General features: G+C 57.2%; 19 protein-coding genes. 15 read left to right on the top strand and 4 right to left on the bottom strand.

The features are described 5' to 3' along the window. The first annotated feature begins 172 nt into the window (after positions 1-172). From PH7735_RS17690 to PH7735_RS17705, 4 genes are read left to right on the top strand one after another with little or no spacing between them, the layout of a single operon-like run. Positions 173-1,297: an ABC transporter ATP-binding protein gene (locus PH7735_RS17690; RefSeq protein WP_233488348.1), complete on the top strand. Its 1,125-nt coding sequence runs from the start codon at positions 173-175 to the stop codon at positions 1,295-1,297. Beyond that, positions 1,297-2,718, top strand: a complete 1,422-nt coding sequence (locus PH7735_RS17695; RefSeq protein ID WP_058312755.1) for an ABC transporter permease — start codon at positions 1,297-1,299, stop codon at positions 2,716-2,718. The genes PH7735_RS17690 and PH7735_RS17695 overlap by 1 nt, the downstream gene beginning before the upstream one ends. Continuing rightward, positions 2,715-3,545 (top strand): ABC transporter permease, encoded by an 831-nt coding sequence (locus PH7735_RS17700; RefSeq protein ID WP_058312756.1) that lies wholly within the window; start codon positions 2,715-2,717, stop codon positions 3,543-3,545. Before PH7735_RS17695 ends, PH7735_RS17700 begins: the two co-directional genes overlap by 4 nt. After that, a complete protein-coding gene (locus PH7735_RS17705) occupies positions 3,542-4,249 on the top strand; it encodes a hypothetical protein (protein WP_058312757.1) in 708 nt (235 codons plus the stop codon). The genes PH7735_RS17700 and PH7735_RS17705 overlap by 4 nt, the downstream gene beginning before the upstream one ends. 50 nt (positions 4,250-4,299) lie before the next feature. Here the strand turns inward: PH7735_RS17705 and PH7735_RS17710 are convergent, their stop codons facing one another. After that, entirely contained in the window at positions 4,300-4,848 is a 549-nt protein-coding gene (locus PH7735_RS17710) for a tetratricopeptide repeat protein (protein WP_058312758.1), read from the bottom strand. Positions 4,849-4,940: 92 nt separating this feature from the next. Here PH7735_RS17710 and PH7735_RS17715 point away from each other — a divergent pair, with 92 nt between their 5' ends. Further along, positions 4,941-5,870 carry a PHP domain-containing protein gene (locus tag PH7735_RS17715; protein WP_058312759.1) on the top strand — a complete coding sequence of 310 codons (930 nt, stop codon included), beginning with the start codon at positions 4,941-4,943 and terminating at the stop codon, positions 5,868-5,870. 29 nt (positions 5,871-5,899) lie between these two features. Here PH7735_RS17715 and PH7735_RS17720 read toward each other — a convergent pair whose 3' ends face one another. Then, complete coding sequence (locus PH7735_RS17720; RefSeq protein ID WP_058312760.1) at positions 5,900-6,589, bottom strand: GntR family transcriptional regulator; 690 nt, start codon at positions 6,587-6,589, stop codon at positions 5,900-5,902. Positions 6,590-6,698: 109 nt separating this feature from the next. Here PH7735_RS17720 and PH7735_RS17725 point away from each other — a divergent pair, with 109 nt between their 5' ends. From PH7735_RS17725 to PH7735_RS17745, 5 genes are read left to right on the top strand one after another with little or no spacing between them, the layout of a single operon-like run. Then, positions 6,699-7,301, top strand: coding sequence for an amino acid synthesis family protein (locus tag PH7735_RS17725; RefSeq protein WP_058312761.1), 603 nt, complete (start codon positions 6,699-6,701; stop codon positions 7,299-7,301). Continuing rightward, a complete protein-coding gene (locus PH7735_RS17730; RefSeq protein ID WP_058312762.1) occupies positions 7,273-8,085 on the top strand; it encodes an alpha/beta fold hydrolase in 813 nt (270 codons plus the stop codon). Before PH7735_RS17725 ends, PH7735_RS17730 begins: the two co-directional genes overlap by 29 nt. After that, positions 8,082-9,002 carry a flavin reductase family protein gene (locus PH7735_RS21200; RefSeq protein WP_058312763.1) on the top strand — a complete coding sequence of 307 codons (921 nt, stop codon included), beginning with the start codon at positions 8,082-8,084 and terminating at the stop codon, positions 9,000-9,002. Before PH7735_RS17730 ends, PH7735_RS21200 begins: the two co-directional genes overlap by 4 nt. 4 nt (positions 9,003-9,006) lie before the next feature. Further along, positions 9,007-10,044: an LLM class flavin-dependent oxidoreductase gene (locus PH7735_RS17740; RefSeq protein WP_058312764.1), complete on the top strand. Its 1,038-nt coding sequence runs from the start codon at positions 9,007-9,009 to the stop codon at positions 10,042-10,044. Positions 10,045-10,053: 9 nt separating this feature from the next. Then, positions 10,054-11,520 carry an aldehyde dehydrogenase gene (locus tag PH7735_RS17745; protein WP_058312765.1) on the top strand — a complete coding sequence of 489 codons (1,467 nt, stop codon included), beginning with the start codon at positions 10,054-10,056 and terminating at the stop codon, positions 11,518-11,520. Here PH7735_RS17745 and PH7735_RS17750 read toward each other — a convergent pair. Next, the gene (locus PH7735_RS17750; RefSeq protein ID WP_058312766.1) at positions 11,517-12,482 is read right to left on the bottom strand and encodes a LysR substrate-binding domain-containing protein; all 966 of its coding nucleotides are present in this window, start codon (positions 12,480-12,482) and stop codon (positions 11,517-11,519) included. The two genes, PH7735_RS17745 and PH7735_RS17750, sit on opposite strands and share 4 nt — an antisense overlap. Positions 12,483-12,576: 94 nt before the next feature. Here PH7735_RS17750 and PH7735_RS17755 point away from each other — a divergent pair, with 94 nt between their 5' ends. From PH7735_RS17755 to PH7735_RS17770, 4 genes are all read left to right on the top strand, one after another. Beyond that, positions 12,577-15,030, top strand: a complete 2,454-nt coding sequence (locus PH7735_RS17755; RefSeq protein WP_058312767.1) for a GcvT family protein — start codon at positions 12,577-12,579, stop codon at positions 15,028-15,030. Positions 15,031-15,052: 22 nt separating this feature from the next. Continuing rightward, positions 15,053-16,570, top strand: a complete 1,518-nt coding sequence (locus PH7735_RS17760; RefSeq protein ID WP_058312768.1) for a trimethylamine methyltransferase family protein — start codon at positions 15,053-15,055, stop codon at positions 16,568-16,570. A 79-nt stretch (positions 16,571-16,649) separates the two neighbouring features. Beyond that, on the top strand, positions 16,650-17,663 hold the full coding sequence (locus PH7735_RS17765) for an Ldh family oxidoreductase (protein WP_082645301.1): 1,014 nt from the start codon (positions 16,650-16,652) through the stop codon (positions 17,661-17,663). A gap of 10 nt (positions 17,664-17,673) precedes the next feature. After that, on the top strand, positions 17,674-18,912 hold the full coding sequence (locus tag PH7735_RS17770; protein WP_058312769.1) for an NAD(P)/FAD-dependent oxidoreductase: 1,239 nt from the start codon (positions 17,674-17,676) through the stop codon (positions 18,910-18,912). 6 nt (positions 18,913-18,918) lie between these two features. On the opposite strand, the gene PH7735_RS17775 is transcribed toward PH7735_RS17770, so the two are convergent. Further along, positions 18,919-20,130 carry a threonine ammonia-lyase gene (locus PH7735_RS17775; RefSeq protein WP_058312770.1) on the bottom strand — a complete coding sequence of 404 codons (1,212 nt, stop codon included), beginning with the start codon at positions 20,128-20,130 and terminating at the stop codon, positions 18,919-18,921. A gap of 1,024 nt (positions 20,131-21,154) precedes the next feature. On the opposite strand from PH7735_RS17775, the gene PH7735_RS17785 reads away from it, so the two are divergent. Beyond that, on the top strand, positions 21,155-22,489 hold the full coding sequence (locus tag PH7735_RS17785; protein WP_058312772.1) for a Na(+)-translocating NADH-quinone reductase subunit A: 1,335 nt from the start codon (positions 21,155-21,157) through the stop codon (positions 22,487-22,489).

Genomic DNA, 22,489 nt, shown 5'->3' on the forward strand with positions numbered 1-22,489 from the left:
AAGCGCTTTTCATGAAGACAGGGCGGCCTCTCCCCCGAGGCCGCCTTATTTTCGTTTGACGACAGTCACATAAGCAAGGCTTCGTTTGTCACGGACGGAACTCCAGAAGTTTTTTCAAACCACGCCCTGTGGTTATCATCTTACTGTCACACCGGATCGCTAGAGACGCCGCATGAGTTCCAAGAGGCATGCAATGCACGGCAAAGACGTTACGCTGGATGGGGTCGCCATCACCTACCCGAACGGGTTTACAGCGGTTCATCCCACCAATCTGAAAGTAGAAGCAGGCGAGTTCTTTTCGATACTCGGCCCGTCCGGATGTGGGAAAACCACCATTTTGCGGGCCGTATCCGGTTTCGTCGATCCCAGTCAGGGAAAGGTTCTGATTGGCGGGGACGATCAACAGGGTATCGGTCCGAATACGCGCCCCACGGCGTTGATCTTTCAAAACCTTGCGCTGTTCCCTCTCATGTCGGTTTGGGAAAACGTGGCGTTTGGTCTTGAGGCGCGGGGCGCATCCAAAGCGGAGCGTCGCAAGAAGGCACTTGAGTTGCTGGATCTGGTTGCCCTGCGCGATCAGGCGGACAAGAAGCCACAGGAGTTGTCGGGCGGGCAACGTCAACGCGTGGCCATTGCCCGCGCCTTGGCCGTTGAACCATCGGTGCTGTTGCTGGACGAACCGCTGTCGGCGCTGGATTTGAAGTTGCGGCAACACATGCGTGCCGAACTTCGTGACATTCAGAAAAAAACCGGCGTGACCTTTATCTATATCACCCACGACCAAGGCGAAGCCCTGACCATGTCTGACCGGATTGCGGTGATGAACGCGGGCGTTGTCGAACAGGTCGGCGCCCCTGACGAGGTGTATAACGCCCCCGCAACGGCCTTTGTGGCGTCATTTGTCGGAGAGGTGAACCAATTCAAGGGGCGCATTGTCGAGATCAGGGAAGATGGCCTTGCCGTGATCGAAACCGTCGCCGGGGTGCTTGTCGGGAAAAACCCCAAAGGTTTGACCACAGGTGATGCCGCGATCCTTTTTGTGCGCCCGGAACAGGTTCAACCGGGCCAGCACCTTACCAATCAGTTCACCGGACAGGTTATGCGTCGCGACTTGGAAGGGGCCTTCATTAACTACGAGATCACCATCCGCGAAGGCGCGCAATTGGTCATGCATACAACAAACACTGGCGACGGTGTTGGCGTTGGGGCCGAACTTTCTGTCGGGTTTCAAGGCAATGGCGGCATCATTTTGCCCGAGGGCCAGCTGGCCCGCACTGGACGGGAGCTGGCCGCGTAATGAAGTCCCTCTTGAACGGGTTCGGGCGCACGTTGACGATTGTATTTTTCGTCGCTGTTCTGGTGTGGGGCTTGGTGCTGATCATCTTGCCGCAACTCACGATGCTGGAACGCGCGGCGACGGCCCCGAAACGCCAGCTGGACAGCTCGATTGCGCTGTCGCTCAGGCGTGATGCGCGCACCTGTGTTTCGGTTCTGGATGCCTATACGGTCAATCCGGCAGAAAACGGCGCGTCAAACACAGGTCTTTCCATCCCGTCGGTCTCCGGCATGGCCTTGCCGTCGCCATCGGGGATGGCGGTGCCGTCCTCATCCACCATGACAGGGCCCAAGGCAAAGGCCTCTGCGGAAGTGGTGAATCGCCCCTATATCCTTCAATGCGACAGGGCCAGCACCCACAAGCAGTTGGTGCGCGAAGACAGTGTTGCAAAGCTGTGGCTGGATGAAGCCTATGATGTTGAAACGCTCTCGGTTGAGGCCGCTGATCCCATCGCCGTCCAAAAGCAAACCGCCGAGAAAATCGCACTGATCGCTGATGATCTTTATCTTCAGATGAAACAGGCCGAGGCGGCGGCCTTTCCTTACACAACAGGCAACTTTGGCAAATTGTTCGCGGCCCGTCTGATCCCTTTGTCGCCCGCGCAAAAGGATATCGAGGACGCGAAACTGTCCAAGCAGCTTTATGGTCTTATCGGATTGCGGTTTGAACGCGACGGACAAATCTATGAACGGATCGGGTTGGTCACGCTCACCCGCACGATTTCATTTGCCTTGATGGCGACAACCCTTGCGCTGCTTTTGTGCTATCCGGTCGCGTATAAAGTCGCCTTGGCCTCAACGCCCGAGCGTGCGGTCTGGTTGTTCATGGGGCTGGTCATCCCCTATGCAATTGTCGAGTTGATGCGGGTCTATGCCTGGACCACAATTGTCGACAATCAGGGCCTTCTCAACGGTGTTCTGACCGGTCTCGGCATGATTGCCGATCCGATCCAGTTCAAACGCATGCCCGCGACCGTCTTTGTGGTGATTGTGTATACATACGTTTTGTTCATGGTCTTTCCGATTTTCAATGTCATGTCGACACTGGACAAGAACCAGATCGAAGCAGCCAAGGATCTGGGCGCTTCGACGGTGCGCACGCATCGGCGCATCATCATTCCGCATTCCAAACCGGGCATTGCTGTGGGCTGTATTGCAACCTTCATGCTGGCGGCGGGTGCCTTTTCGGTGCCCCGCATCATCAGCCGCGGCCTGCAATCGGAATGGTTCAGCCAGACGATCTATAACAAGTTCTTCGAATCCGAGAACTCGAACGTCGGGGCAGCCTACAGCTTTACCTATACGCTAGTCTGCTTTGTCATCGTTGGCCTGTTCATGTGGCTGATGCGCACGCGCCTCAAAGATTTTGCGAGAGTTCAATGACCTCTACACGCCTTCTCAATATCTATACCGGCGGCTTTCTGGTTTTCATGTTCGCACCGCTGGTGTTGATGATTGTCTCGTCTTTCAACAATATGTCCCCGCCTTCGGTTACCGAATGGCATGGGTTTACCGGCAAATGGTATGCGTTCTTCTGGATGGAAGAAGGCAGCCTGCGGGCGGATCCGATCCTGCGTTCGCTTGATCGTGACCGGTTTGTTGGATGCTTCGGAAATTCTCTGTTCATAGCCTCCATCGTGGTGCCCCTGTCCCTGTTGCTTGGGCTGTCAGGGGCCATATTGCTCACGCGGTGGCGCAGCCGTGCCAACGGCGTGCTGTGGTGGGTGTTGCTGTCTCCGATGCTTGCACCGGGCATCGTGCTGGGATTGTCGGCCTTGGTCTTTTGGGGGCGATTGGGGGTGAATGCAGGGATGTTCACCATTGTCATGGCCCAGACCACGTTTATCGCCGGATATCCAATGTTGATCCTGATGGCGCGGTTGCAACGTCAGCCGGTCGAACTCGAGGAGGCCGCGCTTGATCTCGGGGCATCGCCCTTTCGGGTGTTTCGCCGGCTTACGCTGCCTTATCTTGCTCCTGCGCTGATGTCCGCAGCGGTCATTGCTTTCATGGCATCGATGGAGAACTACAACACGACGATGTTTGCCAAAGGGGGCGCCTGTACCTTTGCGACAGAAATCGGCGCAATGGCCCGAAATCCGAACGGCCATCCGCCGGTGATCAATTCGGTTGGTACGGTTATCATTTTGCTTACGGTGATTGCTGCGGCGGCGCATACCTTTTTATCACGACGCGAGGCAAAGCCATGATCACCGCGCGCTGCCATCCAAAACTCGCGGCCTTGTTGCCGCGTCCAACAGTTGCCGGTGATGCCTTGCCAGAATGGCTGCGCCAGATGCCATCCGAAGTGACCGCCGAAACTCTTCGGGGCGAGGTCGTGCGCACGCTCAAACACTGTCCGCCGATTATCGACGCGCTGTCCGGTGGCGTTCTCATCCCGTTGGCGACAGATGTGCATGTTTGCGGTGGGGAAATGGCGTGGGATTGGGACCCGCCTGTTCTGGATGATGCCTTGATCACCCGTTCGCCAGTTGGGGTACATGTCTCGGAACAGGCCAGTGGCGCGCCTTTCACGTTACAGACCAACGCCGTGGTCAAGTTCATGAATTTCTGGACCTTGGAAGCCCCCAAAGGCATGTCTCTTTTGTTTACGCATCCCCTGAACCGTGAAGAGCTTCCGTTTCGCACCCTTTCGGGCATTGTGGATTGTGACCTGTTTCGGGATGGCTATGTTCATTTTCCGGCCCTTTGGACGGCTCCGGATTTTGAAGGGACCTTGGCCAAGGGCACACCGGTTGCTCAGGTGTTCGCAATCCCCCGCGCAGAGCAATCTTTGACGGTTGCAGACATGGACGCGGATGCGATTGCGCGAAATCGCGAGGTTCAATCCGCCTTGGGGGCAGAACGCGGTGTCTATCGAAAGCGGTTCAGACACGCCAATTCACACGGCTAATACGTTTGACGGTGCTTCCTTTGAAAGCGGCGCACAGTTCTGGTCAAGGCTTAAAGGTTGAGCGGCATCGCGCCTTTGGACACGCGCACCAATGTGCGCAGAACGGCGGCGCGGTCTGGATGTGTTTCCAGCAGGGATTTGCGCATCTCGGCCGCCTTTGGGTTTCGGGTTTCGGCGGCAACACGATAGAGCGCCAGCTCTGCCTCTGGATCGCCCTTCAAGAGAGACCATGAGCGTTCTGCGGCCTGCCAGTGGCCCAGCCGGATTGCAATTCGACCAAGGTTGCGCGCAGCGTCCTTGTCTGTTTTGTCCATCGACACGACCTTTGAAAAGGCATCAAAGCCGGTTTCCAGATCCTCGAGCGATAACGCGGTGCGCCCCATTTCAAACCACGCCGCAGCATGGCCAGGTGCCCTTGCGACACATCGGTGAAACAGCTGCATCGCCTCGCAGTGGTGTCCAAGTTCGACCAAAACCTTGCCGTGATTATAGAGAAGAGAAGGATGCGCGTTCTGACCACGGGTCAGAGGGGCCAACAGCGCCGCGGCAAGTGGCCAGTCGCCACGCGTCAACGCCAAATTCAGGTGCTCTGTGTTCATGAATATGGTCTAGTGGAACAAGACGACAGTTTCGTTACAATTCCGTCGTGTAAACCGCCTAATTGGTTCCAAAAACAGCATGGAGACTTCAGATGTCCCTTTCGGCATTCACACAGCCCGGTTCCTTTTGGCGCGGCAACCTGCACACCCATTCCAACCTGTCAGACGGGTGCCTTGATCCCGCCGAGGTATGTCGCCGGTACAAGGACGAGGGCTATGATTTTATCGCGCTCACAGACCATTTTATCGGCATCTACAAGTATCCTCTTCTGGATACGTCAGAGTTTAGAAGCGAAGGGTTCACGACCCTGTTGGGCGCCGAGCTACACTCCGGCGCGATGGAAAACGGCGAGCTGTGGCATATTCTGGCCGTGGGGCTGCCCGCTGATTTTGCGCCGTCCAATTCTCCGGCCTTCGTGCCGGTCGACGATCAGGAAACCGGCCCCGAGATCGCGGCCCGCGCCCGCGATGCAGGCGCCTTTATCACGGTTGCGCACCCGCACTGGTCCGGTATGACGCTGGCAGATGCCCGATCCATCACAGCGGCCCATGCGGTTGAGATTTACAACCACGGTAGCGAGATGGGATGCGATCGCGGCGGGGGCGCGCATGTGCTTGACCTCTTGTTGTCCGAAGGGCGCGATCTGACGTTGATCGCCACCGACGACGCCCATTTCACGGAACCTGACCATTTTGGCGGCTGGGTGATGGTCAAAGCCCCGGAAAATGATCCCGACGCTTTGCTTGATGCGTTGAAAAACGGGGCATTCTACAGCACCCAAGGGCCGGAACTGCGCAATCTTACGGTGGATAAAAAAGCAGTGCATGTTGACTGCACCTCGGCGGTGTCGGTCATTGTGCAAGGTCACGGAAGTGGCGCCCGTGCCGTGCATGGGCATTCGATGACTCGGGCCTCTGTGCCATTGGACCGGTTCTACAATTCGCCCTGGTTGCGGGTGACTGTGCTGGATGCGTCGGGAAAACGCGCATGGAGCAATCCGTTCCCCAACCCGTCTTTCTGATCGGAACATGACGGTGATCAAGGTGAGGCTCAGCCGTGCTCGGCCTCACTTTGAGACAGCAGGTGTTCTGCAATGTGGGTCGCATCATCCAGATGGCGCGCAATGGCGTCTCGGGCCGCTTCGGCATCGCCCGAGACGATGGCATCACAAATGGCCTGCATGTGCACGGGGCCGGGCTGGGCGCGGTCATTGGTGGACAGGGTCATCATGCGCAGCCGGCTGATGCGGCCGTTCAGGCGCTGCACGACTTCCCAGGCAATGGAATGTCCGGCACCTTCAAAGATGACCTGATAAAACTCGGATGTGGCCGAAAACAAGGCCCCCGGGGCGTCGGTCGCAAGCGTGCCTTTCAGGTTCTGCAATGCGGCCTGCAACCGGTCTTTTAAGTCGGGCGTCATGTTGCGCGCGCAGGTCATCGCTGCCGCGGTTTCAAGCATGCGTCGAATGTCATAAATCTGGCGGGCATCGTCCCAGCTCATCTGCGCGACAATCGGGCCTTTGCCGGGCAGGATATCCACCAAACCCTCTGCTTCCAGATACCGGATGGTTTCGCGCACGACGGTGCGGCTCACCCCGAGCTGGTCGCACAAGGGGCGTTCAACCAGACGTTCGCCGGGCTTGAAATGTCCGGCAATAATCGCCTCGCGCATTTGATCCTGCACGATATCCCGCAAGGTTTGTGGCGGCTTTTGGATTCTATTCAGACCAGATGTGTTCATAACTCTTCCGATAACAGCCCACCCGGTTTCGAACAAGCGTGATTGACATTCCGTATTATGGTATACCATATTATATTCAATTGGAATCACAACTCAGACAGGTGCCGCAATGCCCGCCGAAATTCGCAAAACTCTGTTGCATATCGAAGAAACACTTATCGAAGGCGGCAAGGTCGCGCCGGTGCCTCTCAAAATGATTGCAGCGGTGGCCGTGATCAAAAACCCTTGGGCGGGGCAGGGCTTTGTCGAAGACCTGAAGCCCGCCATTCATGACTGCGCCCCCGGTCTGGGCGAGATGCTGACGGGTATGATCCTTGACGCCGCCGGTGGCGGTGATGCGGTCGAAGGGTATGGAAAGTCGGGCATCGTGGGTGTCAACGGCGAGGTCGAGCACGCATCGGCCCTGATCCACACGCTGCGGTTTGGCAATCACTACCGCGAGGCCGTGGGCGCAAAATCCTATCTGGCCTTTACCAACACGCGCGGGCCGGCCAATGCGCCGCTTCAAATTCCACTCATGGACAAAAACGACGGTGGGCGCCGCAGCCACTATTTGACAATCCAGTTGTCAGTTGCTGATGCTCCGGGTCCGGACGAGATCGTCATTGCACTGGGCGCGTCAATTGGCGGGCGACCTCATCACCGGATTGGTGATCGCTATCAGGACCTCAAGGAGTTGGGCCATGACGTCGACAACCCTGCAGCTGTCTGACCCCTACGGTCAAGTCACTTATCGTGACGTTGGGCAGGGCGATCCGCTGGTGCTTATCCATGGCGTCGGGATGCAATCCGCCGCGTGGGATCCTCAGATTGCGGCATTGTCGGCACAGTGTCGCGTGATCGCCTTGGACATGCCCGGCCACGGGCAAAGCGCGCCCTTGTCCGGAACGCCGGCCTTGCCGGATTATGTGAATTGGTTGCATGCTGTCTTGTCGGCGTTGGAATTGCGATCAGTCTCTCTTGCGGGGCATTCGATGGGGGCGTTGATCGCGGGTGGATACACCGTGACCCATCCGGAAAATGTCGCGCGTGTTGCGCTTTTGAATGGTGTGTTTCGCCGCAGTTCCGCCGCCCGAGAGGCGGTTGTGGCACGTGCCGAAGATATCCGAAACGGGCGGTTTGATCTGGAAACGCCGTTGAAACGCTGGTTTGGCACATCTGAGACAGACAAGGCCGCCAGCAATCTGGTTTCGGGCTGGCTGTCGTCGGTCGACCTCAAGGGATATGGCGACGCCTATGCCGCCTTTGCCGAAGGGGATGCAACCTATGCCGACGGGTTTCGCGATATCGCTTGTCCCTTGCTGGCTCTGACGGGGGGCGAAGATCCGAATTCTACACCTGACATGGCAAAAGCCATGGCAAGTGACGCGCCTGTGGGCCACGCTTTGATCATTGAGGGGGCGCGTCACATGGTGAACATGACGGCCCCTGGACAGGTCAACGTCGCATTGGCGCATTGGCTGGCATCTCCGGTGGAAGAAAGGAAAATGGCATGACCGACATTGATCCGCGCGCGCTGCGCAACGCCTTTGGGTCTTTCATGACCGGCGTCACGGTTGTGACCGCCCACGATACAAAAGGGGTGCCCATCGGGTTCACGGCCAATTCCTTTACGTCGGTATCGCTGGACCCGCCTTTGGTTCTGGTCTGCATCGCCACGAGTTCTGGCAACTATGACGCGTTTTCTGCGGCTTCCGGATTTGCGGTCAACATCCTGTCCGAAAGTCAAAAAGACGTCTCCAATACCTTTGCCCGACCTGTTGACGACAGGTTCGCCGCCGTGGATTGGAAGGCAGGCCCACATGGCGCGCCGGTGTTCCAAGGTGTCTCGGCGTGGTTTGACTGTTCGATGTTCAAACAGGTCGACGCAGGTGACCACCTGATCATGATTGGCAAGGTCGAGGCCTTTGAACACAACGCCCATCCGGGTCTTGGATATGCGAGCGGAGCTTACGTGACCCCCGCAGCCGAGGCCGAGGCACTGAGCAATGCAGCCAACCTGACGGTCTCAGCATTGATCGAGCAGGACGGGAAAATCCTTCTGGTGGATGACGGGCAGGGGCAGTTGACCTTGCCAGACATCAAAGTTGGTAAAAAGGGGGCGTCCGTGGCCCTGTCCCGCTTGATCGAGACCAGCGGTGTCTTGGCCGAGCCCGGGTTTATCTATTCTGTTTATGAAGATGAAGCGCGCGAAAATCAGCACATCTCGTTTCATTGCCTGTCGCATGGTGGCACGCCTGCAAGCGGCGCTTTCACCGAATTGACAACGTCAACCTTGATGGACGTTGCCGATCCGGCGATGCGCATCATGCTTGAACGCTTTGCAGCGGAAAGCCGTATGGGCAATTTCGGGGTATACTTTGGTAATCAGATCAGCGGCAAAGTCCGTCCGATCGCGTCCGGGAGCACGTAAAACCATGAAATTCTCTTTGTTTGCTCACATGGAGCGAATTTCGCCCGAAGAAGATCAAAAGCAGCTCTATGAAGAGTTCGTCGCGCTGTGCAAAATCGCCGATGAAGGGGGCATGCATGCCGTTTGGACCGGCGAGCATCATGGCATGAACTTCACCATCGCGCCGAACCCTTTTCTGAACCTCGTTGATCTGGCGCGCCATACCAAGAACGTGCGCCTTGGAACGGGCACGGTGATCGCACCGTTCTGGCATCCGATCCGGTTGGCGGGCGAGGCGGCCATGACCGATATCATCACGGACGGGCGGTTGGATCTTGGCGTCGCGCGTGGCGCCTATTCGTTCGAGTATGAGCGCTTGCAACCGGGCATGGACGCATGGGAAGCCGGCCTGCGCATGCGAGAGGTGATCCCTGCGGTAAAACAGCTTTGGGCGGGCAACTATACCCACGACGGAGAGTATTGGGCCTTTCCCGAAACGACGTCCTCGCCACAGCCCGTGCAGAAAGACGGTCCCCCCATCTGGGTTGCCGCACGTGATCCGAACAGTCACGAATTTGCGGTTTCAAACGGGTGCAACGTTCAGGTTACACCGCTTTGGCAGGGGGACGGCGAAATTGCCGATCTGATGACCAAGTTCAACGCCGCCTGTGCCAAGTTCCCCGAACAGCCGCGCCCCAAGATTATGTTGCTGTTGCACACCTATGTTGCCGACGGTCCTGAGGATGTGAAACGTGGCGCAGAAGAGCTGAACCGGTTTTACAACTATTTCGGTGCCTGGTTTATGAACAAACGCGACATCGATCAGGGCTTGATCGCGCCCTTGTCTGATGAAGAGATTGCAGCGCATCCGTTCTATAGCCCCGAAGCAATGGAGCGGGATCTGGTCATCGGGGAAGCGGACGCCGTGATCGAACGTCTCAAAGGGTACGAGGCGTTGGGGTATGACGAATATTCCTTCTGGATCGATTCAAGTATGAGCTTCGAGCGTAAGAAAGCCTCGCTTGAGCGGTTCATCCGTGATGTGATGCCAGCGTTTCAATAAGGACAGACCATGCAGCAGTTTCAACAGTATATCGACGGTGCATTCGAAGACGGATCTGCCCGGTTTGAAAGCCTTGATCCGGCAAATGGACGGCCATGGGCGTTGATGCCCGAGGCACGTGCCGATGACGTCAATCGAGCTGTCGAAGCCGCTGAACGGGCCTTTTTCAACCCCGAATGGGCAAATATGACTGCGACCCAGCGCGGCAAGCTGTTGATCCGCCTGTCAGAACTGGTCGCAGAAGCGGCACCGCGCCTGGCCGAGCTTGAAACCCGCGACACCGGCAAGATCATCCGAGAAACAAGCGCCCAGATCGCCTATGTGGCCGAATATTATCGCTATTACGCAGGGCTGGCGGACAAAATTCAGGGCGCGCACCTGCCGATCGACAAACCGGACATGGATGTGTGGTTGCGCCGCGAGCCCGTCGGTGTGGTGGCCGCTGTTGTGCCGTGGAATTCACAGTTGTTTCTGTCCGCAGTCAAGATTGGTCCGGCCCTTGCCGCAGGATGCACCGTGGTGTTGAAAGCTTCCGAAGAAGGCCCGGCGCCAATGCTGGAATTCGCGAAGATTTTTGATCAGGCCGGTTTTCCCAAAGGTGTTTTGAACATCGTCACCGGGTTTGGGCCCGACTGCGGATCTGTGCTGACCAGCCATCCCAAGATTGCCCATGTTGCGTTTACGGGCGGGCCGGCAACCGCACGCCACATCGTGCGGAACTCTGCGGAAAATCTGGCGTCGACGTCTTTGGAACTTGGCGGGAAATCGCCCTTTATCGTGTTTGAAGACGCCGATATCGAAAGCGCCGTCAATGCACAGGTTTCTGGCATTTTTGCTGCGACGGGGCAAAGTTGCGTTGCGGGATCGCGGTTGGTGGTCCAGCGTTCCATCAAGGATGAATTCCTGTCGCGCCTGAAAGAAAAGGCCGAAAACGTTGTCATCGGTGCCCCCGATGACATGGCGACCGAGGTCGGTCCGCTGTGCACCGAGAAACAGCGGGAACATGCGCTTGATCTGATTTCGCGCTCAACCCACATGGGTGCAACGCTTGTCACTGGCGGCGCGGATTGTGAGGGCGAAGGGTTTTACTTCCCGCCAACGATCCTTGATTGCACGGCGGTGCCTGATGCGCCCTGTGTCACAACCGAGTTTTTCGGCCCCGTTCTTTCGGTGCTGGATTTCGAGGACGAGGCCGAAGCCATCGAGATCGCCAATACGACACAATTCGGGTTGGCTTCGGGCATCTTTACACGTGACCTGACACGGGCACACCGGATGATCCGCGCGATCCGCGCCGGTATCGTCTGGGTCAATACCTACCGCGCGGTGAGCCCGATCGCCCCGTTTGGCGGGCATGGCTTGTCCGGGTATGGACGCGAAGGGGGCATCGATGCTGCGCTGGAATACACCAAGATCAAATCGGTCTGGTTGCGCACAAGTGACGACCCCATTCCGGACCCGTTTGTCATGCGTTAACTGCCCAAACGGGTGGTGCTATCAAAACGGTCAAGACCGTGAGGAATGGCATCAAGCTGTTTGAAACGCGCGACCATCCAGTCTTTGAAAAGGGTGTGATGGGCGCGCAATATCCGGTTCTTGGGGGACAGCAGGAACACGTTTTGTGGGGTGCGCACCACCGTGTTGGCGACGATTTGCAGCCGACCCTCGCCCAAATAGCCCCCAACCAGATGTTGCCATCCCAAAGTGACGCCCTGACCAACCAAGGCCGCATGGATCGCGGAATGGTGATCCGAAAAGACCATATCATTCTGGTCACGCAAATAGGGCGTTCCCGTCGCGGCGAACCATTCTTTCCAGCCCATGCGTGACCGGTGTGTCTCGGTCGCGTGCAGCAAATGGGACTGCTGCAAGGTGTCCAGTTTCAGGCACTCTGGATGGGCTTTGATATATTCGGGCGAGGCCAGCGCATAAAGCCGTTCTCGGGCAAGATCCCAGCAGTGTGCCTCTTTCCACGCGCCCATTCCGATCCGGGTTGTAAAGTCGCAAGCCGCAAATGCGTCTTGATCCAGATCGCCATGGTTTTCGGTAATGTTGAACAGGACACTGGGGTTTTGCTCTTTGAAGCTGGCGATATTGGGCACCAGCCACATGGAAACAAAGCTTGATGAGACGTTGACGCGGATTTCTTCTGCGTCACTGGCGGATTTGATGGCTGTGGCGGCGTCGCTAACCCGATCCAGAGCGTTGCGGACCTCGTCAACAAACGCTCTGCCTTCAAGAGTGAGTGACAGGCCGCGGTGGCGCCGGATGAACAACTGTGTTCCCAGATTTTCTTCTGTCGCCCGAATGGATTTGCTGACAGCGGGTTGTGAAATTCCCAACTCTAACGCCGCCTTGGTCAGGTTGAGATGCCGCGCAACGGCATCCACCACATAAAGGCTGTTCAAAGAGGGCAGAATCCGGCGCAGTGTTCTCATAACCTGAAGTTATATTAGTGTGGCATTTTTTTGAAGAGCAAACTCTCGATTGTCTCGCCTAAGCTACTCTAAATTTCGCTCAGGGAGTCGCAAGATGAAGTCGCATGCCAAAGTTGTGGTTGTAGGTGGGGGCTGTGTAGGGGCTTCGATCCTGTATGGGATGACACAGCATGGAGAAACTGATGTTGTCATGCTGGAACGTACGACATTGACCTCTGGGTCGACATGGCATGCGGCGGGTCTACTCGTCACGTTTGTGCGGTCTTACAACATCTCCAAGATGACGATGGAGACCATTCGCATCTATGGCGAGGTTGAAGAAAAGCTGGGCAATTCCGTGGGGCTTCGCAAGGTCGGTCAATTGCGCGTTGCCAATACCGAAAAGCGTTGGGACGAATTCCAGTCCTATATTTCTATTGCCGAGGCCGCAGGTGTCCCCTGCAAATTGCTCACACCTGAAGAAGTCGCCGAAGCCCATCCCCTGTTGGCGCAAAGCGAAAACATCCGTGGCGGGATTTTGCATACAGAAGATGGCTATGTGAACCCTGCCGACATCACGATGGCCCTTGCCAAACTGGCCCGCGACCAAGGTGCGACCATCTATCAGAACACCGAAGCTCAGGCCTATGAGAAACTGGACAATGGCCACTGGAAGGTCACAACCGACAAAGGCGACATCACCTGCGAGCATCTGATCTTTGCGACGGGCAACTATGCGCGTGAAAATGCGCGCCGCGTTGGGCTGGATCTGCCTTGTATCCCGATTGTGCACCAGTACTGGACCACCGAAACCGTGCCGGAACTGGCCCGTCGTCGCAAAGAAGGGTTGCCCGAGTTTCCTATCCTGCGGGACGAAGACTATGGCGCCTATTTGCGCGAAGATGTGGGCGGGTTTCAGTTCGGCCCCTATGAGTTCGAAAAAGACCTGAAACTTTTTGCCGAAGACAAGGTGCCCGAGGATTTTGGCGCAGACCTGCTGCCTGAGGATTTTGACGCGGTCGAAACCCAATGGGAACGTGCGCTCGAACGTGTGCCGACCCTTGGTGAAGTCGGCATCAAGGCCAACACGCGCGGCCCGTTCCAGATGACACCGGACGAGTTGCCGTTGTGCGGTCCGGCACCGGGTCACGATAACCTGTGGCTTGCCGAAGGCGTGCCGGGCGGCATTCTTTGGGGCGGTACGATGGGCGAAAGTCTGGCCCGCTGGATTGTGCATGGTGATCCCGGCAAAGACATGTCCGAAATTGATCCCCGCAGGTTCGGAGACTATGCGTCCAAACGCTGGACCATGGATAAGGTTCGCGAAACCTGGGGCACCCACATGGATGCCCATGTTCCGGGCGAAGATTTCCCCGGTGCGCGGCCTATGAAAACCGTGCCGTCCTATGATCTGCTCACCGCGCAAGGCGCCGTCTGGACAAGCTTTAACGGATATGAATTCCCCCGCTGGTTTGCGAAATCCCTGGAAGAAGCGATCCCCGAGCACAGCTTCCGCCGGACCGATCATATGGAACTGGTGCAGGAAGAGGTGCGCAGAACCCGCGAAGACGCCGGTTTCATCGAAATGTCCCCCATGACCAAATTCACGGTGCGTGGACCGGGCGCGGTTGCGTGGCTCGACAGCATCATGGCGAACAAACTGCCCAAGGTAGGGCGGATGACCTTGGCGGTTGCCCTTAATCCCAGAGGGGGCATGGAGGGCGAATACACAATCGTGCGTTATGCAGAGGACGATTTCTATCTTGTCAGCACGCCAAACGGGCAAGTCTACAACTGGGATTACCTGTCGCGCCTGCTGCCGGCAGATGGCTCTGTTGTCATGACTGATGTCTCTGAACAGATGGGCGTCATCGCTCTGGCCGGTCCCAACTCAAGAGATATCCTGCGCCCTCTGACAGACAACGACCTGTCAAATGCAGCTTTCCCTTGGTTGTCCGCGCAAATGGGCGAGGTAGGCTATGCCAAAAACGTGCATCTTTTGCGGGTGAGCTATACCGGTGAATTGGGATGGGAGCTGCACCACCCGATTGGCTACAACCGCCACCTCGTTGATTTGCTGCTCAAGGCAGGCGTGAAACCTTTTGGTCTCGAAGCGTTGGAATCCATGCGACTGGAAAAATCCTATCGCGCCATCAATCGCGAGATCTGCAAGGACATGACCCCGTATGAGGCAGACCTTGGACGGTTTGTGGCCTTGAAAGAGAAAATCAACGGAGCGTTCCAAGAGCGCGATTTTATCGGGAAAGAGGCCCTTCTTAAGCAGAAAGAGCAGGGGGGCTGTAACACTCTGGTGACTCTGAAGCTGCCGTTTTGCGACACCTCAGTGATGTATGATGAAGGTGTTTATCATGGCGACGCTTTGGTTGGTCGCGTCACGTCGGGTGGGTTTTCCTATTATATGAACCACGACATTGCGATGGCATTGGTTCCCCAAGACCTCACCGCTGCGGGCACCAAATTCCAAGTCAACATTCACAATGAAATGCGGGACGCCGAGGTGGTGGATACCTGCCTTTATGACCCAACCAGCGCACGCGCGCGCGCTTGACCTTTGAACAGGATCAGACACCATGACTGAAACGAAAAAACGCCCTTCGCGGGGGGGACGTGCGGCCCGTGTTCAGGCGCGTACAAACCCGGCGCCGGTCTATTTGCCCACGCTAAACCGGGCGGTCGGCCCCATAGATCTTCTTGGCCCGGACGGGGTCGAGAAAATCCACAACGCGGCCATGACGATTTTGGAAACCACCGGCATTGAATTCCGCGATCCTGTGGCCCTCGCCGATTGGAAACGCGCAGGCGCAGATGTGGAAGGCGAACGTGTACGCATCGGGCGCGACATGTTGATGGACCTGATTTCAACGGTTCCCTCGACTTACCAGTATCATGCGCGTGATCCCCAAAAAACGGTTGATGTAGGTGGGGCGCATTCGATTTTTGCCAACGCTTATGGCGCACCGTTTGTGTATGGTCTGGACGGGGAACGCCGCCCGTCCATGCTTGAAGATGCGCATAACTTTTTCAAACTGGGCCAGATGAGTCAGGCGCTTCATGTGCCGGGTGTTCTGCCGGTCGAGCCGCAGGATGTTCCCGTTCCACATCGCCATCTCGAGCTGGTGCATGCCGCTCTGACGTTGACCGACAAACCCATTAAGGGCTCTGTTCTATCTGCAACAGCGGCGCGAGACACGGTTGAGATGACCCGCATTGTGTTTGGTGAAGAGTTCGTTGACCAAAACGTGGTCGTCACATCCCTGTTGAACTGCAACACGCCGCTTGTCTGGGATGAAACCATGCTGGAGAGCTTGCGGGTCTATGCGGCTGCCAACCAGCCATGTTTATTGTCTCCGTTTGTGTTGGCAGGGGCCAGCACACCGGCCAGCCCCCAAGGTGGTGTTGCGCTTCTCATTGCCGAGTCTTTGGCTGGCATGGCCTATAGCCAGATTGTGCGGCGTGGCGCGCCCATGGTTTTGGGGGTCGCGATCATGGGGGTTTCCATGAAAACCGGTGCGCCAATGATGGGATCGCCTGAACCGGGTCTGATGAATTTGCTGGTTGGACAGATGGCGCGTTTCTACGATGTGCCATGGCGCTCGTGCACGATGTGGACAGGATCAAAGTCGCCCGATTTGCAGGCCGGTTTTGACAGTGCCAACACGATGTGGCCTGTGCTGTTGGGTGGGTGTAACTTCATCGTGCATTCCGCTGGCTTCCTCGAAGGGGCGCTGGGCGTCAGCTATTCCAAATGGGTGCACGACTCCTATCAACTCGAAGCCTTCCATCGCTTCTTTAGCGGCCTAAAGGAAGAAAGCCTTGATGCGCTTTTGGGGGATGTTGCCGAAATCGGACCCGGCGGGCATTTCCTTGGAACGGATCATACGCGTGAAAACCCTCTTCTTATTAACCCGCTGCAAAACAACGACAGCTACGAGCAGTGGGTGGATGAAGGTGCAAAGAATGCCGACATGGTGGGGCGCGACGAAGCACAGCGTATCCTGCACAATTATGTGCAGCCGCCCATGGATGCCGACACGCGCGGTGCACTGGACGACTTTGTTGCAAAGAAGCGCTTGGAATATCAGACCTGAACAGGCAAAGCTGCGATAAACAAGACACAGGGCGGGCGCGTATAGGGCCCGCTCTCAGCGTGAAGAACAAGGATGCCGCATGACCGAGATTTCGACCAGACACCTCTTGCTTGACGAGGTCCGCACCTTTGCCAAATCCTACCTTGTGAAGGCAGGTATGAATGCGGCGGGCAGTGACGTATTGGCTAACCTTGTGATGATGTCCGAACGCGACGGCCCACGCAGCCATGGTCTTCGAATGCTGCCGGTCTATGCGCAAAGCTTTGCCTCCGGCTATGCCAATCCTGACGCGATGCCCAAGATCGAGCGCACCGCCCCGGGGGTGCTGCGCGCGGATGCAGATAACGGATATTTCCAGATCGCGGCAGAGATGGCGCGCGACGACCTGATTGCGATGGCGCGCGAAAACGGGATCGCGGCCTTGACCTGTGCCAACAGCCACCATCTTGGGGCGATGCGATTTGACACGGAACCTTTGGCCGAGGCCGGACTGGTGGCGCTGGGCGTTGTGAATTCGCTTTCGATGGTGGTGCCGCATGGCGGCGTGCGGCCTGTTTTTGGCACCAACCCGATGTCTTTTGCCTGTCCGCGCGACGGCGCGTCACCCGTTGTCTGGGATCAGGCGTCTTCGGTTGTGGCCCTGATGGACGTCAAGATGGCGGCTGCCGAAGGGCATGATCTGCCCCGCGCAGGGGGGCTTGATACCTCTGGACAGCCCAGCACCGATCCCAATGCAATTCTTGAAACCCGCAGTTTGCTGCCTTTTGGCGAACACAAGGGCGCGGCGATTGCCTTTATGGTCGAAATTCTGGGCGCGGCGCTTGCGGGTGGCACATTGTCCGTGAACAACGAAGATCGCGAAGCGCACGGCGCCCTGAACGTCAAAGGGGGCGCGACCTTGATTGCGATCGATCCAAGCCGCTTTGGGAATGCGTCGTTCAACGACTACGTCACGCGTGTGTGTGCCGAGATCGAAGGCAATGGCGCGGCACGCGTACCCGGTGACGGGCGCTTGGGCAAACGCGCTGAGGCCACCAGCACAGGTATCGCCGTCAGCACTGCGTTGCTCGCTGAACTGGGATTTGAAGGCTAGGGAAAACAAAATGAAGCATGTTGTGGTGATCGGCGGCGGGGTCGTTGGCATCTCTTGTGCATTGTCACTGTTGGACGATGGGCATGATGTGACCGTGCTTGATCCGGGGGCTGTGGGCGAGGGGGCAAGCTGGGCTTCTTGTGGATGCATCGCAGTTGGCGAGGTCGTGCCGCTGTCCCAGCCGGGCATGTTGACCAAAGTGCCGGGCTGGCTGATCGATCCGGATTCTCCCCTGTCCCTGCGCCCGTCGAGCGCTCTGAAACTCTTGCCGTGGTTCGCGCGGTTCACGGCGAACTCCCGCCCCTCGAAAATGCGAGAGATCGCTGTTGATCTGGCAAAGCTGAACTTTGCGGCCACTGATGATTTCAAGGCGCAGATGGTAAAATACGGCGTGCAGGACATGCTGATCGAACGCCCTGTTCTCAAACTGTTCGAGGATGACCGCGACAAGGCCACAATGGGGGCGGCCTTTGACCTCGCGCGCGAAATGGGATGCACGATTGATGAAATTTCCGGTGCCGAGGCCCATGAAATAGAGCCTGCCATTGCGCCCGATTTCCAACACGCGGCGGTTTTGCGCGACTGGAGCTTTGTTGCCGATCCCCGTCGTCTTGTGATCGCCTTGCATCGCGCCTTTGATCAGCGCGGCGGCAAGGTTGTTGTAACGGCGGGAACGGGTTTCACACGGGAAAACCAGCGGCTCACGGGTGTCACCTGTGCCGATGGGCAAACGATCTCTGCGGACGAGGTGGTTCTGGCGGCTGGCACCCACTCAAAAGCGCTGGCTTCACAGCTTGAGATCGCTTTACAGCTTGAAGGTGTTCTTGGGTATTCGACGGGTCTCAGCGACCCCGGGGTCGATTTGAAGCATACCGTGTTTTACCCTTCGGGTGGTTTCGGGATCACCCCGTATGAAAATGAACTGGCGGTTGCGGGCACGATTGAGTTTGCAGGTCTCACCGCCGATCCGCGTTGGCGCCGCGCCGACGTTTTGGTCAAGCGCGCCCATCGCGTTTTGCCGGGATTACAGGACAAAAAAGCCAGCAGACGCATGGGCCGCCGTCCGTTCACACCTGATACGCGCCCGATCCTTGGCCGGTCGGCAAAAATGCCGAACCTCACCTTTGCAACGGGTCACGGGCAACTGGGGCTGACGCTCGGGGCGACTACGGGCGGGATCGTTGCAGATCTGATCGCTGGCAGATCCCCGCAAATAGACATCGCCGCGTTTAGCCCCGACAGGTTCTGATCCTGCCTAAACGCCGCTATCCGTGCGCACCTTAAAGCCGTGTTCGCGCAGGGCACCGACGATCTCGCGGACGTGGTGGATGTCGCGGGCTTCGATCACCACCTCGAGTTCTGCCTGTTTCAGGGCAACAGTCTGCATCATGCGTTGGTGGATAACCTCGATCACGTTGGCGCTTCCATCCCCGATGATGCGCGATATGTCGGACAGTTGTCCGGGCGTGTCATCGATTTCAAAGGTAAGGCGCGTGATGCGCCCGTCACTGACCAGCCCGCGCAGGATCAAGGTCGACAACAGACGCGAGTCGATGTTGCCGCCACAGATCACCAGACCGACAGTTTTGCCCTTATAAGCTTCAAGATGTTTCTCGATCACGGCAAGTCCGGCCCCGGGGGCACCCTCGGCAACCAGCTTTTCGTGGCTGATCAGATCAAACACCGCTTTTTCGATTTCCGCTTCTGTGGCACTGTCGATGCGATCTACATACTTTGCGATGATGTCCATATTGGCCTGTGAAGGTTCGCGCACCGCAATCCCTTCGGCCAGAGTTGCCCCCCCGAAATTGGTGGAGCCCATGTCGAACTGGGCTTTTGCTGCATCAAACAGTTCGGCTTGGGCACCGACGATTTCTATCTCGGGTTTGATGTCTTTGGCGGCGACCGCGATGCCTGCAATCAAGCCTCCTCCGCCGATGGGCACGACGATCACATCCAGTTCCGGATGATCCTCAAGCATTTCGATGGCCACGGTGCCTTGGCCTGCTGCCACAACTTCATCATCAAAGGGGTGGATCAGGGTCAGGTTCTTTTCTGCTGCCATATCCAGTGTGAACTGCACGCTTTCGTCAAAGCCGCTGCCGTGCAGGACAACTTGCGCCCCAAAATCTTCGGTCCGTTTCACTTTATTAAACGGGGTGCCCTCGGGCATTACGATGACGGACGGAATTCCCAATCGAGAGGCGTGATAGGCAACCCCCTGTGCATGGTTTCCGGCGCTACAGGCGATGACACCGTTTTTGCGTTGCTCGTCGGACAGGGTGAGCAGTTTTGCCAAAGCCCCCCGAGATTTAAACGCATTGGTGTGCTGCAGGTTTTCCAGCTTCAGATACAGATCGATCCCGAGATGCATCGAAAGGCGTGTGGCCTTGACCATGGGGGTGCGGATCGTGGCACTGCGAATGGTGTCGTGTGTCTGTCGGATAAGGTCAGGTGTCAGCGCCATAGTCGCGTTCCGCAAATTGGGTTTCAAAAGATCGGGCCAAAGGGCCAATTGCTTTGTCGTGCAATGCCGCCGTGCACAAGTCAATCAGCAGCGTTCCGTTTCTACCCGATGTGGTGGGTGGTGGAGCGTATCCTACAGGTGTTTTCGGTCATTGATGCGGTCGTGCAATTTATATTCCTAAAATTGCATGTGGTTGAATTGGCGTGGAAAAACGGATGCGACATATCATCTCGCTGGTGCAGCATTTTTTTTGGCAATGCAGAATTATTGCTGCCCGGCGTCCATTGGTTCGGGCACTTTGCTGGTCGTCTGTTCCAATCCGTAAGCGACCCATTCGTTCCTGTTTGCGCCTTTCGCAAAACAGTACGCGCGATGGGTTGCGGTGCCGGATGAAATGTACCCCGCGGATTCGCGCATAGATGTTCGGTCGTTTTGCCCATGACACAAATCCAGCATCACATTTATTGCACCACCGTGCGCGCACCGCACATGCTTGTCAGGCGTGCGATCAAAAGTTTTCAAGTCCACAAGGGCATTTAGCAGACGGGCAGGGCAGGGCCGCTTATGTCGTCAAAAAGGCGCGCCGCCTTGATCCTTTGGTGCGATGGTTGGTCAAAATGACCTCTGTCTGGGGCGGCCCAAACGACGTGGCGTCACATTTTTTGTCTCGATGGGCGGCGATCGCGGGTGCGCGGTTTTCCAAAGATGGGCGGCGCAGACCTCTCAAAAGCGCGAGATGTCCACAGCGCGGGTCAAACGCGCGATGTCAAAATCGCTTTGTTTTTAAGCGTTTCACAAATGCCGCCTGATCCGGTTTCGTTCAAAGTCATTCCCTCGCACAGTCTGACAATTCCGGCGGATAAGCCCTTGGCAATGACCCCCAATCGCCCCTAAAAGGGCGTCAGATTCTTATGTGGGCCGCGCAAGAGTATTCCTTTGCGTGTGCAACGTGGAAAATTTTGCGCCGTTGGCTTGTCTGTTCGGTGTGAAGCAAAGGTAGCCGGGCTGAAAAGAACGAAGCGAAATGCAAAACTATACATTAAAAAAGGGACTGGATATTCCGGTCGAAGGCGCCCCAGATCAGACAATAGGCGATGGTCCTGCGATCACGCATGTTGCTGTTTTGGGAGACGACTATATTGGGCTGAAGCCCCGTATGGCTGTTAAAGAAGGCGAAGAGGTAAAACTGGGCCAGCCCCTGTTCTGCCACAAGGATGTCGAGGCGGCCCAAATGGTGGCACCGGCAACCGGCAAGGTGGTCGCGATCAATCGCGGCGCACGGCGCGTCCTGCAAAGCGTTGTCATCGAAATAAGCGATGCTGCTGATGCCGGCGTTGACTTTGGTGGTGTCGGAAATGCCGAGACCGCAGAAGGCATTGCCGAAAAGCTCTGCGCGGCAGGTCTTTGGACAAGCTTCCGCACCCGTCCGTACTCAAAAATGCCGGTTCCCGGCACGGCGCCAAAGGCAATCTTTGTCACGGCGATGGAAACGGATCCCTTGTCTGCTGACGCCGCAGTGATCGTAAACGATGCCTCCGAAGCCTTCGCTTCCGGTTTGGCTGCGGTTTCCAAGCTGACAGAAGGTACAACGTGGTTGTGTCAGGCCCCGGGCGCGCCTCTTGCGGATGTTCCCGGCGTCGAGGTTGCGAGCTTTGATGGCCCGCACCCTGCCGGACTGGCCGGAACCCATATCCACTTTCTGAGCCCGCTCGCGGGTGATGATCTGGTCTGGACAATCGGATATCAGGACGTGATCGCAATTGGCCGTCTCATGGAGACCGGGTATCTGGATCCGTCGATGGTTGTGGCGATTTGTGGCCCCGAAGCGGCGAACCCGCGTTTGGTGCGCACACTGCAAGGGGCCTCGACCGAAGAACTGACCGCAGGCGAGATCAAGACGGGCACGCCACGTGTCATTTCCGGATCGATCCTGTCGGGACGTCACGCACATGGGCCCTTCGCCTATCTGGGCCGCTTTGCACGTCAGGTTTCGATCATCCGTGAAGACAAGGACCAGACTGTGTTTGGCTGGATCCGCCCCCGCCCCGAAAAATACGCGGTACAGCCGGTGTTGGCCTCGGCTTTCTCCAAAAAGCTGTTCCCGCTGACGTCAAATATGAATGGTGGCCGCCGCGCCATGGTGCCAACGGGCACTTTTGAAACGCTGATGCCGCAGGACTATCTGCCAACCCAGCTTTTGCGCGCATTGTTGGTCATGGATACCGATTCCGCCCAGGCACTGGGCGCGCTGGAGCTGGATGAAGAAGATCTGGCCCTGTGTGGTTTCGCCTGTCCGGCCAAGTACGAGTACGGCATTGCCCTGCGCGACAGCCTGACCAAGATCGAAAAGGAGGGGTGA

Origin of the sequence: Shimia thalassica, assembly GCF_001458215.1 — a bacterium.
Classification (GTDB): domain Bacteria; phylum Pseudomonadota; class Alphaproteobacteria; order Rhodobacterales; family Rhodobacteraceae; genus Shimia; species Shimia thalassica.

Coding starts and splice junctions, on each gene's coding strand:
- PH7735_RS17750 (WP_058312766.1), bottom strand. CDS start 12,482: ATGAGAACACTGCGCCGGATTCTGCCCTCTTTGAACAGCCTTTATGTG.
- PH7735_RS17690 (WP_233488348.1), top strand. CDS start 173: ATGAGTTCCAAGAGGCATGCAATGCACGGCAAAGACGTTACGCTGGAT.
- PH7735_RS17760 (WP_058312768.1), top strand. CDS start 15,053: ATGACTGAAACGAAAAAACGCCCTTCGCGGGGGGGACGTGCGGCCCGT.
- PH7735_RS17745 (WP_058312765.1), top strand. CDS start 10,054: ATGCAGCAGTTTCAACAGTATATCGACGGTGCATTCGAAGACGGATCT.
- PH7735_RS17695 (WP_058312755.1), top strand. CDS start 1,297: ATGAAGTCCCTCTTGAACGGGTTCGGGCGCACGTTGACGATTGTATTT.
- PH7735_RS17720 (WP_058312760.1), bottom strand. CDS start 6,589: ATGAACACATCTGGTCTGAATAGAATCCAAAAGCCGCCACAAACCTTG.
- PH7735_RS17715 (WP_058312759.1), top strand. CDS start 4,941: ATGTCCCTTTCGGCATTCACACAGCCCGGTTCCTTTTGGCGCGGCAAC.
- PH7735_RS17710 (WP_058312758.1), bottom strand. CDS start 4,848: ATGAACACAGAGCACCTGAATTTGGCGTTGACGCGTGGCGACTGGCCA.
- PH7735_RS17770 (WP_058312769.1), top strand. CDS start 17,674: ATGAAGCATGTTGTGGTGATCGGCGGCGGGGTCGTTGGCATCTCTTGT.
- PH7735_RS17765 (WP_082645301.1), top strand. CDS start 16,650: ATGACCGAGATTTCGACCAGACACCTCTTGCTTGACGAGGTCCGCACC.
- PH7735_RS17740 (WP_058312764.1), top strand. CDS start 9,007: ATGAAATTCTCTTTGTTTGCTCACATGGAGCGAATTTCGCCCGAAGAA.
- PH7735_RS17755 (WP_058312767.1), top strand. CDS start 12,577: ATGAAGTCGCATGCCAAAGTTGTGGTTGTAGGTGGGGGCTGTGTAGGG.
- PH7735_RS17775 (WP_058312770.1), bottom strand. CDS start 20,130: ATGGCGCTGACACCTGACCTTATCCGACAGACACACGACACCATTCGC.
- PH7735_RS21200 (WP_058312763.1), top strand. CDS start 8,082: ATGACCGACATTGATCCGCGCGCGCTGCGCAACGCCTTTGGGTCTTTC.
- PH7735_RS17700 (WP_058312756.1), top strand. CDS start 2,715: ATGACCTCTACACGCCTTCTCAATATCTATACCGGCGGCTTTCTGGTT.
- PH7735_RS17730 (WP_058312762.1), top strand. CDS start 7,273: ATGACGTCGACAACCCTGCAGCTGTCTGACCCCTACGGTCAAGTCACT.
- PH7735_RS17725 (WP_058312761.1), top strand. CDS start 6,699: ATGCCCGCCGAAATTCGCAAAACTCTGTTGCATATCGAAGAAACACTT.
- PH7735_RS17785 (WP_058312772.1), top strand. CDS start 21,155: ATGCAAAACTATACATTAAAAAAGGGACTGGATATTCCGGTCGAAGGC.
- PH7735_RS17705 (WP_058312757.1), top strand. CDS start 3,542: ATGATCACCGCGCGCTGCCATCCAAAACTCGCGGCCTTGTTGCCGCGT.